At 71.2% G+C, this 13,021-nt stretch carries 14 protein-coding genes; 5 read left to right on the top strand and 9 right to left on the bottom strand.

Going from position 1 to position 13,021, the window contains the following annotated elements; all coding sequences use genetic code 11:
- On the bottom strand, positions 1–376 hold a 376-nt coding region (locus G3I65_RS10245), incomplete at its 3' end, for a hypothetical protein (RefSeq protein WP_203612337.1).
- Between the two features lie 89 nt (positions 377–465).
- On the opposite strand from G3I65_RS10245, the gene G3I65_RS10240 reads away from it, so the two are divergent.
- On the top strand, positions 466–816 hold the full coding sequence (locus tag G3I65_RS10240) for a DNA polymerase ligase N-terminal domain-containing protein (RefSeq protein WP_160695887.1): 351 nt from the start codon (positions 466–468) through the stop codon (positions 814–816).
- Between the two features lie 3 nt (positions 817–819).
- On the opposite strand, the gene G3I65_RS10235 is transcribed toward G3I65_RS10240, so the two are convergent.
- From G3I65_RS10235 to G3I65_RS10210, 6 genes are all read right to left on the bottom strand, one after another.
- Positions 820–1,497 (bottom strand): DUF998 domain-containing protein, encoded by a 678-nt coding sequence (locus tag G3I65_RS10235; protein WP_160695886.1) that lies wholly within the window; start codon positions 1,495–1,497, stop codon positions 820–822.
- Between the two features lie 106 nt (positions 1,498–1,603).
- Positions 1,604–2,470: an NAD(+)/NADH kinase gene (locus G3I65_RS10230; protein ID WP_160695885.1), complete on the bottom strand. Its 867-nt coding sequence runs from the start codon at positions 2,468–2,470 to the stop codon at positions 1,604–1,606.
- 33 nt (positions 2,471–2,503) lie between these two features.
- The gene (locus G3I65_RS10225; RefSeq protein ID WP_160695884.1) at positions 2,504–3,979 is read right to left on the bottom strand and encodes an NAD(P)/FAD-dependent oxidoreductase; all 1,476 of its coding nucleotides are present in this window, start codon (positions 3,977–3,979) and stop codon (positions 2,504–2,506) included.
- On the bottom strand, positions 3,976–4,821 hold the full coding sequence (locus G3I65_RS10220) for an SDR family oxidoreductase (protein ID WP_160695883.1): 846 nt from the start codon (positions 4,819–4,821) through the stop codon (positions 3,976–3,978). Before G3I65_RS10220 ends, G3I65_RS10225 begins: the two co-directional genes overlap by 4 nt.
- A complete protein-coding gene (locus G3I65_RS10215) occupies positions 4,805–5,695 on the bottom strand; it encodes an alpha/beta fold hydrolase (RefSeq protein ID WP_160695882.1) in 891 nt (296 codons plus the stop codon). The genes G3I65_RS10220 and G3I65_RS10215 overlap by 17 nt, the downstream gene beginning before the upstream one ends.
- Positions 5,692–6,978 (bottom strand): cytochrome P450, encoded by a 1,287-nt coding sequence (locus G3I65_RS10210; protein WP_160695881.1) that lies wholly within the window; start codon positions 6,976–6,978, stop codon positions 5,692–5,694. Before G3I65_RS10210 ends, G3I65_RS10215 begins: the two co-directional genes overlap by 4 nt.
- Positions 6,979–7,057: 79 nt before the next feature.
- Between G3I65_RS10210 and G3I65_RS10205 the strand changes: the two genes are divergently transcribed.
- Positions 7,058–7,645, top strand: a complete 588-nt coding sequence (locus G3I65_RS10205) for a TetR/AcrR family transcriptional regulator (RefSeq protein WP_160695880.1) — start codon at positions 7,058–7,060, stop codon at positions 7,643–7,645.
- Here G3I65_RS10205 and G3I65_RS10200 read toward each other — a convergent pair.
- Entirely contained in the window at positions 7,596–8,720 is a 1,125-nt protein-coding gene (locus G3I65_RS10200; protein WP_160695879.1) for a hypothetical protein, read from the bottom strand. The two genes, G3I65_RS10205 and G3I65_RS10200, sit on opposite strands and share 50 nt — an antisense overlap.
- 275 nt (positions 8,721–8,995) lie before the next feature.
- On the opposite strand from G3I65_RS10200, the gene G3I65_RS10195 reads away from it, so the two are divergent.
- Positions 8,996–9,784 carry an alcohol dehydrogenase catalytic domain-containing protein gene (locus tag G3I65_RS10195; RefSeq protein WP_309235371.1) on the top strand — a complete coding sequence of 263 codons (789 nt, stop codon included), beginning with the start codon at positions 8,996–8,998 and terminating at the stop codon, positions 9,782–9,784.
- Between the two features lie 60 nt (positions 9,785–9,844).
- Here G3I65_RS10195 and G3I65_RS58765 read toward each other — a convergent pair whose 3' ends face one another.
- Positions 9,845–10,816 carry an SEFIR domain-containing protein gene (locus tag G3I65_RS58765; protein WP_160695878.1) on the bottom strand — a complete coding sequence of 324 codons (972 nt, stop codon included), beginning with the start codon at positions 10,814–10,816 and terminating at the stop codon, positions 9,845–9,847.
- A 181-nt stretch (positions 10,817–10,997) separates the two neighbouring features.
- On the opposite strand from G3I65_RS58765, the gene G3I65_RS10185 reads away from it, so the two are divergent.
- Together G3I65_RS10185 and G3I65_RS10180 are read left to right on the top strand one after the other, a co-directional pair.
- Positions 10,998–11,561 (top strand): toll/interleukin-1 receptor domain-containing protein, encoded by a 564-nt coding sequence (locus tag G3I65_RS10185; RefSeq protein WP_160695877.1) that lies wholly within the window; start codon positions 10,998–11,000, stop codon positions 11,559–11,561.
- A 3-nt stretch (positions 11,562–11,564) separates the two neighbouring features.
- Positions 11,565–13,021, top strand: a 1,457-nt coding sequence (locus G3I65_RS10180) for a ParA family protein (protein ID WP_160695876.1), incomplete at its 3' end; no start/stop codon positions are given.

Raw genomic sequence — 13,021 nt, 5'->3', positions numbered from 1 at the left:
AGCGTTCGACCCGGTAGGCGAACGACTCCACCACCGGCAGCCCGAACGAGATCGCGAGCACGCCGAGCAGCCCGATCGCGAGGTAACCCCGGATCGGCGTACGGACCCCGCTGCGGCGCCCCCGGTGGAGGTACCAGGCCGCGGTGGCCAGGAACCCGCCGACGATCACGACCAGCCAGTACAGCTGCAACGGCGTCCCGAACCAGACCCCGGCGACCCCGAACCGCGGCGGCCCGCCGTCGGCCCACAGCGGTGCCGCCAGCACGAGCACCCCGAACAGCAGCAGCGGCGGCACGTAGGCGTGGCGGTCGGCCCGGGCCCGCGCGCGCAGCCGCGTCATCTCGTCGAGCAAGGCGGCCGGTGGCAAGTCGGTCACGTGATCTCCCCAGATTCGTAACTGGTTTATTTGGCAAACCAGATCTGCGGACGAACTTAGCACGACGGAGCTTCTGGCATCGTGGAGGCGTGACCGAGCGACCGGCTTTCGTGCTGCACGAGCACTGGCGGCCGCGGCACCACTTCGACCTCCGCCTCGAGGAAAAAGGCGTGCTGCGGTCCTGGGCCGTGCCCCGCGGCCTCCCGCCGGACGCGACCGGCAACCGGCTCGCGGTCGCCGTGCCCGATCACGCGCTCGACCACCTCGGCTACGAGGACGAGACGAAGACGATCGCCGACACCGGCTGGTGGGAGGAGCACGACCGGACGCCCAAGCGGATCCTGTTCACCCTGCACGGGCGGACGTCGTCGGTGCGGTACGCGCTGATCCGGACCGAGCGCGACTGGCTGCTGCACCGGACCCGGGAACAGCCGGACTGAGACCTAAACGCGGAAGCCGGCCGGGCGCATGGCCCGGTGCGCCCAGTGCCCGAGCACCGCGAGCAGCGCGATCTCCAGCACCATCATCAACCGCTCGACCAGGCCGGTCGCCACCGTCGGCAGGTGCCCGCCCAGCACGACGTTCACCGCGAACGGGACGATGAACGGCAGGTAGAACGGGATCGCGGCCAGCGCCAGCCGCCGGGACCAGGCGGCGAAGCGGCGCCAGCGGGGGTCGTCGCGGTGGCGGCGGCCCAGTGCCCAGCCGACGACCGGCAGGCTCAGGCACGTCACCGCCGAGGCGTAGAGGTGGATCTTGCCCGTCGCCGTGATCGCGCCACCCTGCGGATCCTTCGCGAACACCGCCACCGCCAGCAGGCTCACGCACCACAGCGCCTTCGCCGCCACCAGCGCCGGGTTCGCCAGCAGGCCGCGGCGGTAGAGGGCGACCAGCAGCAACGCCGAGCCCGTGCTGGTCAGCAGCAGCGCGCCGTCCCACAGCCAGCGGCCCGGGCTGAGCGCGTAGTCGCTGAGCATCGTGCTGACCGGGTCGAGCGACGCCACGCGCCGGTCGAGGTGCAGCACGGCCAGGAGTACGACGGCACCCGCGAAGGCGGCCAGTGCCCCGGGGACGAGCAGCCGGGCGCGCAGGGACGGACGGGCAGGTGAAGGGCACAGCATGCGTGAAAACACTCCGGGACGGCTCGGCTGGTTCAGGCGAAGTCGCGGACGCTACCCGTGACCATTCCGTGACCATCGAAGACACGCCCCGGATGTGACGCAGACCTCAGTGCTCGCCGCCGTCCGGGATCTCCGCCGAGTCCGTGAGCCGCAGCTTGCGCCGGGCGCGCTGGTAGAACGTCGTCATCCCGAGCCGGACTACTCGCGCCGCGCTCGGCCGGGCACTCAGGTCGAGCCGGTCGCCGGGGGAGACGTACCCCTCGACCTGGCCGTCGACCTCCACCGCGAGCCGTCCGCTGGTCGGCAGCAGCTCCAGGGTCACCTCGTCGTGCACCGAGAGCACCACGCCCCGGCTGTACGCCGAGTGCGGCGCGGCGGGCGTGACGAGCAGCGCTTCCACCGACGGGCTGGTGATCGGCCCACCGGCGGAAAAGCTGTACGCCGTCGAGCCGGTCGGGGTCGCCACGACCACCGCGTCCGCCGAGTAGCTGACGAACGGCTGGCCGCCGACGCGGACCGCGACCACCGCGCTGCCGTCGCCGGGCACGCGCACCACCGCGATGTCGTTGAACGCCGTGATCCGCCGCCCGCCGAGCACCGAGTCCACGGCCAGCCGCGGCTCGACCGTGAACTGGTGGTCGTCGATCGCCGAGAGCGCGCCGGGCAGGTCCGGGACGTCGACCTCGGCGAGGAAGCCGAGCTTGCCGAGGTTCACCCCGAGCACCGGCGCGCGCTGCCCGTCGGCCAGCCGCATGGCCCGCAGCATCGTGCCGTCGCCGCCGAGGCTGACCACGAGGTCGGCGCGGCGCCCGAGTTCTTCGGGCGTCACGCCGATCGCGGCGCAATCCAGCCGGACGATCTCGTCCTCGATGCCGAGGATCTCGATGCCCCGGTTGCCCGCCCAGCCCAGCACGGCCTCGACGGCGGCCGCAGAGTCGCGGCGGGGGTGCAGCACCAGTCCCGCGGAGTGCATGTCAGCGGCCCCGGGCGGGCGCGGTTCCGAGCGTCATGCGCCCAGTCTGCCCGCTCCCGCCTCCCGTCGCGAGAACCGCAGCGCGCCGTCGTCGATCTTGCCGTGCCGGAGCTTGACGACGTCGTGCGCGTAGCTCATGCCCAGCTGCCACGGCGCCCGCGAGCCCGCCTTCGGGAACTCGTCGATCGACCGCAGCACGTACCCGGCGTCGAAGTCCAGCAGCGGCCGCTCGGTGACCGCCGGGTCGTCGTTGACCGGCACGGCCCGGTCGTACCCGTGGCGGTCGAGGTGGCGCAGCAGCCGGACGAAGTACTCGCCCACGAGGTCGGCCTTGAGCGTCCAGGATGCGTTCGTGTACCCGATCGTGAAGACGAAGTTCGGCACGCCGCTGAGCATCATTCCCTTGTACGCCATGGTTTCCGGCAGCTTCACCGGCTCGCCGTCGACGACCAGGTCGATGCCGCCGAAGGCCAGCAGCTTCAGCCCGGTGGCGCTGACCACGATGTCCGCGTCGAGTTCGCCGCCCGATTCGAGCCGGATCCCGGTCTTGGTGAAGGACGCGATCCGGTCGGTGACGATCGAGGCGTCGCCGCGCTTGATCGAGCGGAACAGGTCGCCGTCCGGCACCAGGCAGAGCCGCTGGTCCCAGGGCTGGTAGCGCGGCTTGAAGTGGGTGTCGACGGCGTAGCCCGGCGGCAGCTGCTTCATCGCGGCCTTGCGGATCATCGCCTTGACCACGCCGGGGCGGCGCCGGCTGAGCTGGTAGATGAGCGTGCTGACGGCGACGTTCTTCCAGCGCGCGATCGGGTACGCCAGCCGCGGGCCGAGCAGGGCGCGCAGCCGGTTGGCCAGCGCGTCCTCCGACGGCAGCGAAAGGATGTAGGTGGGGGAGCGCTGCAGCATCGTCACGTGCTCGGCGCGGTCGGTCATCGCCGGCACGAGCGTCACGGCGGTCGCGCCGCTGCCGATCACGACGACCTTCTTGCCGGTGTAGTCCAGGTCCTCGGGCCACTGCTGCGGGTGCACCACGGTGCCGCCGAAGTCCTCGATGCCGGGGAACTCCGGGGTGTGGCCGCCCGCGTAGTCGTAGTAGCCGCTGCACAGGTACAGGAACTTCGCGGTGAACTCCACGGGCTTCCCGTCGTGCACCGCCTCGACCGTCCACAGTGCGTCCTCTGTGGACCATTCGGCGCGGACGACCTTGTGCCCGAACCGGATGTGCCGGTCGATCCCGGCGTCGGCCGCGGTGTCGCGGACGTACTTCAGGATCGACGGGCCGTCCGCGATGGCCTTGGCGTCGGTCCACGGCCGGAACCGGTAGCCGAGGGTCTGCATGTCCGAATCGGACCGGACGCCGGGGTAGCGGAACAGGTCCCAGGTGCCGCCGATGGCGTCGCGCGCCTCGAGGATCGCGTACGTCTTGCGCGGGAACGCCGTGCGCAGGTGGTGGGCCGCGCCGACGCCGGACAGGCCCGCGCCGACGATCAGGACTTCGACGTGCTCGGTCATCGGCGGGCCTCCGTCCGCCGCGGGCGCCGCATCACGCGGGCCAGCACGGCGTTGTAGTGGGTGGGGGTGATGCGGGCGAGCGCGTCGAACAGGTAGGCGTCCGGGCCGACGAGGATGCGGGCCTTCCCGCGGTCGACGCCGGCGTGGATGATCGCCGCCGCCTTGTCCGGCGACGTCATGGTCATGGCCTCGAACTGCGCGGCCATCTCTTCGCGGCTGCGGCCCAGCCCGGTGGGGTCGCGCCGGACGCGGGCGTTGCGCGCGATGTTGGTCGTGATGCCGCCGGGGTGCACGGTGATCGCGCGGACGGCGGAGCCGTGCAGCTCCTGCCGCAGCGACTCGGTGAATCCGCGCACGGCGAACTTGGCCGCGCAGTACGCGCTCTGGTGGGGCATCCCGAGCAGGCCGAACACGCTGGAGGTGTTCACGATCGCGCCTTCGCCCTGCTCGACGAGGATGGGCAGGAACGCGCGCGTGCCGTGGACGACGCCGTGGAAGTTGATGTCGTGCAGCCAGTCGTCGTCCTCGATGACGGCGTCGAGAACCGTGGACGTGACGGCGACGCCGGCGTTGTTGAACACCGCGGCCAGGGGCGCCGGGGTCCAGTCCTTGACTTCCGCGGCGAAACGGAGCTGGTCTTCGGCGTCTCGGACGTCGAGCACGCGCGTCAGGACGCGGCCGTGGAGGGCGGCGGCCGTGGCCTTGAGGCCGTCTTCGTCGACGTCGGCCAACGCGACCGGAGAGCCGAGCCGGGACAGCCGGGTGGCCAGCGCGCGGCCGATCCCGGAAGCCGCTCCGGTGATGACCACCGGGCGGCCAGTGATGCTACGGGGCCGTGACATCGCTGCTCCTCGCGTGCTTGTCGATGAGGTCGAGGATGGTCGGCCACGCGCCTTCGGGCAGGTCGTGGCCCATGCCGGGGACGGTTTCGAGGCGGGCGCCGCGGATCGCGCGGGCGGTCGCGCCTCCACCGGTCGGGTGGACCATCCGGTCGCGGTCGCCGTGGATCACCAGCGTCGGCGCGGTGATGTTCCGCAGCAGCGCGGTCCGGTTGCCGGACTTCATGATCGCGGCGAGCTGACGGCCGACGCCACCGGACGTCGGGTCGCGGTCCCACCCCGTGCCGGCCAGTTCCCGGACCCACGCTTCGTCGAACGGGAAGCCGTGCGAGCCGATGTGCCGGAACATCCGGACCGCGCTTTCGACGGCCTCTTCGCGCGACTTCGGCGGCTTCGCGCCCATCATCCGCAACGTCGAGAGCGCGGGACGGCCCAGCAGGCGCGACCCGGTCGTCGACATGATCGACGTCAGCGTGCGGATCCGGTCCGGGTACCGCGCCGCGACCGTCTGGGAGATCATGCCGCCCATCGACACACCCGCGATGTGCGCGGTCTCGAGGTCCAGCGCGTCGAACAGGCCGATGGTGTCGGCCGCCATGTCCAGGAGGTCGTACTGCTGCGCGGGGAACCGGCCCGCGAGCATGCCGAGCAGGCTCGGCGGCCGGAAGCGCGGGTGCGTCGAGCGCCCGGCGTCGCGGTTGTCGAACCGGATGACCTCGAACCCGCGCCCGGCGAGCTGCGCGCAGAAGGCGTCGGGCCAGCTGTGCAGCTGCTGGCCGAGGCCGGCGACGAGGACCAGCGGGTCGGCGCCGGAGTCCCCGATCCGTTCGTACGCCAGGGAAATCCCCCGGCCGGCGTCGGCGATCTGTTCGGTCACTGCTCTCCTCCGGTCCGGCGGCGCACGACCGCGCGGCCGCCCTTGGCGGGGGCGTAGGCCACGCCCCTCGAGTGCCAGCGTTCGCCGGGCTCGCTCGTCGGGACCAGCGTGAAGTCCCGCAGCAGCGTACGTAGCACGACGGTCATCTCCATGGTGGCGAACGCGGCGCCGAGGCAGCGGCGGGTGCCGCCGCCGAACGGGATCCACTGGTAGAGGTCCGGCCGCGCGCCGTCGAAGCGGTGCGGGTCGAAGGTGGCCGCGTGCGGGAACACGGCGTCGTCGTCGTGCACCAGCGCGATGCTGACCAGCACGTTGTACCCCTTGGGCAGCGTCCACCGGCCCAGCCGGAAGCCGTCCTGCTTGACCTGCCGGGCGGTCAGGTCGATGACCGGGCGGCTGCGCTGGACCTCGAGGATCGTCGCGTCGAGGAGGCCGTCGCTTTCGCCGAGCTCGCGCAGGATCGCGGGGTGGCGGCGCAGGCGTTCGACGGCCCAGGCCAGCGTGGTCGCGGTCGTCTCGTGCCCGGCGGTGAGCAGGGTGAGGAGCTGGTCGGCGATCTCGTCGCGGGTCAGGCCGGAGCCGTCGTCGTAGCGGGTCTGCAGCATCATCGCGAGGACGTCGTCGCCGTCCGGGCGGGCCTTGGCGATCAGCCGGTCGACGATCGCGTCGTAGTCCCGGCGCATCCGTTCGAAGCGGCGCCACGGGTTGAAGCGGCCCTTCTTCGTGATCGGCAGGACGGCCAGCCGCGAACCGAGGGTGACGAACGGCGGGAGCAGTTCGCGCAGCTCCGCGAATTCGGCGCCTTCCGCGCCGAACACCGCGCGGAGAATGGCGTTCAGGGTGATCCGCATCATCGACGGCAGCGTGGCGAACTCTTTCCCGTCCGGCCAGCTCGCGAGTTCGCGGACGGTTTCCGCTTCGACGATCCGTTCGTAGGCGGCGAGCCGGCGGCCGTGGAAGGGCGGCACCAGGAGCTTGCGCTGCCGCTTGTGCTCGTCGCCGGAGAGGGCGAACAGCGACCGCGGCCCGAGGACGCGGCCGAGGTTGACTTCGAGGTTGTCGACGAGGTCGGGCCCGGACGTGAACAGCTGCTTGATTTCGGCGGGATCGGCGAGCACGACGGCGTTGCCGAAGATCGGCACGTTCACCGTGAAGGCGTCGCCGTAGCGTTCCTTGAGCCGCCGCATGCCCCGCAGCGGTTGGGTGAGCGCGTAGGCGCCCTGGACGGCGCGGGGCACGCTCGGTCCCGGCGGCAGCGCCACCGCGCTTGTCATGGTCGTCATCGACCCTCCCGGAAAGGTGGTACGCGAACGTACCGTCGGTACGGTACGCCGGTGTACCATCCGGTTTCAAGAGGAAGGGGTGACTGCCGTGGACGTCGACACCCGCCGGCACCGCCAGCGCCTGCTGGACGGCCTGGCCGAGTCGATCACCGAAACCGGCTTCCGCGACACGACGGTGGCCGACGTCGTCCGCCGCGCCCGCACTTCCCGCCGGACCTTCTACGAGCACTTTGCGAGCCGCGAGGAGTGCCTGATCGCGCTGCTGGCCGACGCGAACCGCGCGATGATCGAGCAGATCTCCGACGCGGTGGACCCTGGTGCGCCGTGGGCTCTCCAGGTCCGCCAGGCGATCGAGTCGTGGATCGCCTGCGCGGAGTCGGAACCGGCGATCACCCTGAGCTGGATCCGCGACGTCCCCGCGTTGGGCGCCGCGGCCCGGGACCTGCAGCGCGACGCGATGGAGGGGTTCATCGCGATGACGCAGCGCTTGACGGACACACCGTCGTTGCGCGCGGCGGGAATCAGCCCACCGTCGCGACAGGTGGCGATCATCCTGCTGGGCGGGCTGCGGGAGCTGATCGCGACGACGGTGGAGGACGGCGGGAGCGCTGGGGACGTCACCGAGGTGGCGGTGCGGGCGTCGATCGCGTTGCTGGGTCCCGGCTGAGCTGCCGCGGAATGCCGGCGCGCGGCAGGGGATCGTCGGTGACCGCGTACCAGCTGCGGAGGTTCGCCGGTGTGGTCCAGCGCTCCATGGTCTCCGCCAGCTCACCGTGGACGAAGAGCGCGTGACTGCACGCTTCGTGCCAGGCGCTGACGAGCTGCTCGCGCGTGCGGGAACCGCGGAACAGCTCGGCTTTGAGCGCGAACAGGCAGTGCAGCGAGTGCCGGAAGGCGGCCGCGCCCGGCATGGCGGCTTCCTGCAGCCGGTCGGGATTCCGCCCTTCGCAGGCAGGGCACGGGCACGCCCAGAAGTGGGCGATGTCGGGTGTGGCCGCGAAGAGGCGTTCGCAGGTTTCGAGCCGGTGGTAGCCGAGTAGCCGGGTGACGAAGGCCGAGACTGCCGGCCGGGGTGCGCCAGGTCGTGTCATGACCGGATACAGGTGGCGGAGGGCGCTGATGGTCCCCACCGCGGCGGCGTGCGCGCCGTGGCAAAGGACACCGACGGCGGAGACGTCGGAGCGCAGCAGGATGACCCGGACCGTGGCCTTGGCCAGCAGGCGCAGGAACCCGCGCAAGACGTACTGCGTGCCGAAAGGGTCATTGGCGTGCTCGAGAACGACCGCGACCGGTGCGCCGAAGGCGTTGATCTCACGGACAAGGGCGTCGCAGACCGCCGGTGTGGCGAACCACCTCGCGGCCAACGGCAACACAGCGACGGCGGGCTCGGGATCCCGGGTGGCCGCGAGCAGGATCGTACGGAGCCCGATCAGGTTGCGAGGGGCCAGGTAGCCCGAGTCCGTCAGCGGGATCAGGCCGAGGTCGCGCTGGCGGCGGCACCACGCAGGGTGCGTACCGCGGCCAGCGGAAGTGCGGTTCTTGCCGGAATACCGGCCGGCGTCGCAGAGGATCGGGCCGTCGAACCCGCGGTCGCGGAGCCGGCGAACGGTGGCTTCCGGCGCTGTCGCGGTCAGCACGACTCCGGTTTCGTGTTCCTGCGAAATCGCGAGCGCCACCTCGGCGTCGGCGGGCCGGCACTGGATCAGCAGCCGCCCGGCCAGGTGCTCGAGCGAATCAGCCATTCGTTCACGGTGAACGATTGCCGAGGCGCGTGTCAGCGGCGTTCACGCCGATGCCGAACGACAAACGCGCCAACGGCGCAGCGGCATTGCACAACGTGGCTGGCAGATGGCCGTGTGAGTGACCCGCACACCCTCGGTCTCAAATCGCGACAGCCGAGCCACTTTCCCGGCCCTAGCGTCGAACCCGGCCGTACCCGGCCACCGGAGCCGGGCGGCCGACGGAGGCCTGGGAAGACGTCCCGGACGCCGCCATCGGCGAGCCGACCGACGTGGTCGTGCGCGTCGACACCACCACCATCTGCGGTACGGACCTGCACATCCTGGAGGGCGACGTCGCCGCGGTCACCGACGGGCGGATCCTCGGGCACGAAGCCATCGGGACGGTGACCGCGGTCGGGGACGCCGTGCGCGCGTTCGCCGTCGGGGACCGGGTGCTGGTGCTCGCGATCACCCAGTGCGGGCGCTGCGAGTACTGCGGACGCGGGATGCCGTCGCACTGCCGGACCGTCGGCGGGATCGGCTGGATCTTCGGTCACCTCATCGACGGCACGCAGGCAGAGCACGTCCGGGTGCCGTACGCGGACACGTCGTTGTACGCGGTGCCGCCGGAGGTCGCCGACGAGCAGGCGATCTTCCTGGCGGACTCGCTGCCGACGGGCTACGAGGTCGGCGTCCTGGCCGGCCGCGTCCGCCCGGGCGACGCGGTGGCCGTGGTCGGCGCGGGCGCGGTCGGGCCGGCCGCGATCCTGACGACCGGCCTGTGGGGCGCGTCGAAGGTGATCGCCGTGGACTCCAACAAGTTCCGCCTCGAGAAGGCACTGGAGTTCGGCGCGACCGACGCCCTCGAAGCCGGCCCGGACACGCGGGCGGACGTCATGGGCTTGACCGACGGCCTCGGCGTCGACGTGGCCATTGAGGCGGTCGGCTACCCGGAAACCCTCCGCACGGCGGCGTCCCTGGTCCGCCCGGGCGGCCGCATCGCGAACATCGGCGTGAGATGGTGGCGTCGGGCCGCATCCCGGCCGAGCGCATGGGCACCCACCGCTTCACGTTCGGTGAGCTGACGGAAGCGTACGAGGTGCTCGCCAACTCGGCGTTGAAGGTGGTCATCACCCCGTGAGCGGCTAGGTCATGGTCGGATCGCCGAGCGCCAGCTCGGGCGGCCGGCCACCGCGCCGGACGACGAAGGCCGTCGAGCCGAACGGGGACGCCGACGCGCCCGGCCGGGACATCTCCACCCGCAGCAGGCGTGCGCCGGTCACGTCCAAGTCGATCGTGGCCGGCTTCCCGGCCGCGACGTCGTGCTGGGCGCGCGGGGTGCCGTCGAGCACCACGCGGACCCGGCCGACCTGGAACTTGTCGGCGGCGTCGTCGGGAACCCCGGCGACGGTGCTGAACCGCTGGTAGTTCCCGCCCAGCTCGAGCTCGACGAACCCGGTTCCGGTGGCGGTCGGCGACGTCGGCCGCAGCACGATGCTCTCTTCGAAACGGGTGCCGCCGATCGACGCCGGCCCGCGGCGCACGCCGTTGCTGGCGCACAGCCACGGCAGCTCGCCCGCCGGTACCTCGCGTGCTTCGCGGGTTCCACCGAGCCAGGTCCCGCGGCGGGGCATCGGGTACTGGCCCTGCCCGGTGATCGCGGCGACGAGGTCGGCAACCCCGGCTTCGGTGAATTCGACGACGGGGTAGCGCGTCGTCGAGTGGGCGTTGAGGAAGGCCGGGATCTCGTCGATCGAGCGGCCCGGCAGGACGACGGGCAGCACGCGCTCGGTCTCGCGGCGCAGGTCCCGGGTCAGGTTGTCACGGATGATCGCCGCCTCGAACTGGGATCCGCGGCCTTCGTGCGGCATCGCGGTGCCGTCGGCGCGCTCCTTGTAGGCGGGTGACGCGATGACGAGGATGAAGTCCGCCTTGGCGAGGTTTTCGGTGGCCCACAGCGACCAGTCCCGGCGCACGTTGTCGTACCAGAGGTCCAGGTGCACGTCCAACCCGATGGCAGTGCGCAAGAACGACGCGAACTCGTGCACGAGTTCCTTGTGTTCCGGGCTGTCGTGCGAGTAGGTGACGAACACCCGGGGTGCTTCACGGTCGGTCACCGGGAAAACGATGATGCGCCGATTCCGTGTTTGTCAAGGCTTTCGAGTGGGCCGTCGAGATTGTCCAGTGGTGGCCAGCTATTGGCATCATTCTGTCCAGTTTCCCGCCTTTCCCGGCTGCTCGGCCGCGGCCTAGGATGGCCGTTGCCTGGTGGGGAGCGGCGAAGGAGCGAAGGCACGCGTGTACGAGTACGACGTGTTCATCAGCTACCAACGCACCGGCCGGGACATTTCCGCGTGGGTTAAAAACCATTTCCACCCCCGGCTCGCGGAAGTCCTCGACAACAATCTCTACCGCGACGCGCGGATATTCTGCGACGACCAGGTGCCCACGGGTACGAGCTGGCCGGTCGAATGGCGCACGGCGTTGCAGCACACGCGGGTGCTGGTCCCGGTGTGTTCGCCCAAGTACTTCCGGGACGAGTGGTGCCTCGCCGAGTGGTACTCGATGGCGAAGCGGGAGGAGCTCACCACCGGGCCGCTGATCTACCCGGTGATCTTCTGCGACTCACGGAACTTCCCGGACTGGGCCCACGAGCGGCGGATGCGCGACCTGCAGCAGTGGAACCACCCCTTCGAGCACTTCCAGCTGACGCCGGCGTACCTCGAGTTCAACCACAAGATCGCAGAGATCGCCAAGGAGCTCGAAGAACTCATCGAACGAGCGCCGGATTGGCGGGCGGACTGGCCGGTGCTCACGCCGGCCCCCGAGCCGCCGAAGCCGGCGCGGATGCCGAGGTTCTGACGGATGCCGGGTTCGGTGTTCACCTTCTACTCCTACAAGGGCGGCGTCGGCCGCAGCTTCACGCTGGCCAACATCGCCGTGCTCCTGGCCCGCTGGGGCCACCGGGTGCTCTGCCTGGACTGGGACCTCGAAGCGCCGGGGCTCGGCGACTACTTCCGGCCGCAGCTGCCGGGCAGGCCCCGCGGCGGAGTGGTGGATCTCGTCGCGGACTTCCGGGCCGGCCGGTTCGCCCCGAACGCGCACGTCATGCGACTGCGGGGTGCCCGCGTGCTCGACTTCATCGCGGCCGGGAGCGAGGGGCCCGGGTACGTCGCCCAAGTCCAGGCGATCGACTGGGACGAGCTCTACGACGAGGGGTTCGGCGAGTACCTCGAGAAGTGCCGGGAGCAGTGGACGAACGACTACGACTTCGTGCTCATCGACAGCCGCACCGGGATCTCCGACATCGGGAGCATCTGCACCGCGCACCTGCCGGACCACCTCGTGGTGCTGTTCACGGCGAACCGGCAGAGCATCCGCGGCGCGCTGGACCTCGCCGATCGGGCGGACAAGGCGCGGAACCTGCTGCCGTTCGACCGGTCCCGGCTGACCGTCCTGCCGATCCTGTCGCGCTTCGACAACCGGGAGGAATACGGCCGGTCGGAAGAGTGGCGGAAGATCGTCGTCGGCGAGACGGCCGAGCTTTACCGGACGTGGCTCGACCAGGGTGTCGCGCTGGAGACGATGTCGCGGCACCTCACGCTGCCCTACGTCTCGTACTGGAGTTTCGGCGAACAGCTGCCGGTGCTGTCGGAGAAGACACCGAGCGCGGACCAGATCGGGTTCGCGCTGGAGACGGTCGCGGCGGTGATCGCCTGCCGCCTCGACCGCACCGACCTGCTGGCCGAGAACCGGGACGCGTACGTGGCGGCGGTGCGCGCGAGCCACCAGGAGTTCAAGCACGAACTGCGGGTCAGCATCCCGAGGTCTTCGGTGGGGCCGGCCGCCGAGCTGGTCGAGGAGCTCAAGAAGCTGAACGTCCGGGTGGTGAAGTCCTTGTCGGGCGACCGTTCCCTGCTGTCCCGGGCCGAGGACGACGCCCGCCACCTGTGCCTGGTCGTCGACGGCAAGGTGAGCCGCTGGCAGGCGGCGGAGGTCGAGCTGTTCCTGCACCGGACGCTCGGCCAGGACCGCCGGGTCATCCCGGTCCTGACTTCCGGCACGGAGGCGGCCGGCCTGCCGGGCTACGTCGGCAACCTGCGCTACGTCCGCCTCGGCGCCCGCGGCCCGGCGGAGGTGGCCCGCGACCTGGTCGCCCAGCTCCACGGCTTCACCCCGCTGCTCGACGCGGTCGACCTCGCCGAAGTCCTGCACCAGGCCCGCGACGCGCAGTTGCGCCCGTCTCGCTGGGACCTGGTCGACGAACTGGTCGACGGCCTCCGCGCCGCGATCGGCGCCGGCGACGAAGCCCGGGCGAACGA

Origin of the sequence: Amycolatopsis sp. SID8362 (genome assembly GCF_010550475.1) — a bacterium.
GTDB classification, from domain to species: domain Bacteria; phylum Actinomycetota; class Actinomycetes; order Mycobacteriales; family Pseudonocardiaceae; genus Amycolatopsis; species Amycolatopsis eburnea.
Note: the sequence above shows the minus strand (reverse complement) of the source record. Positions and strands in the feature narration are given on the sequence as shown.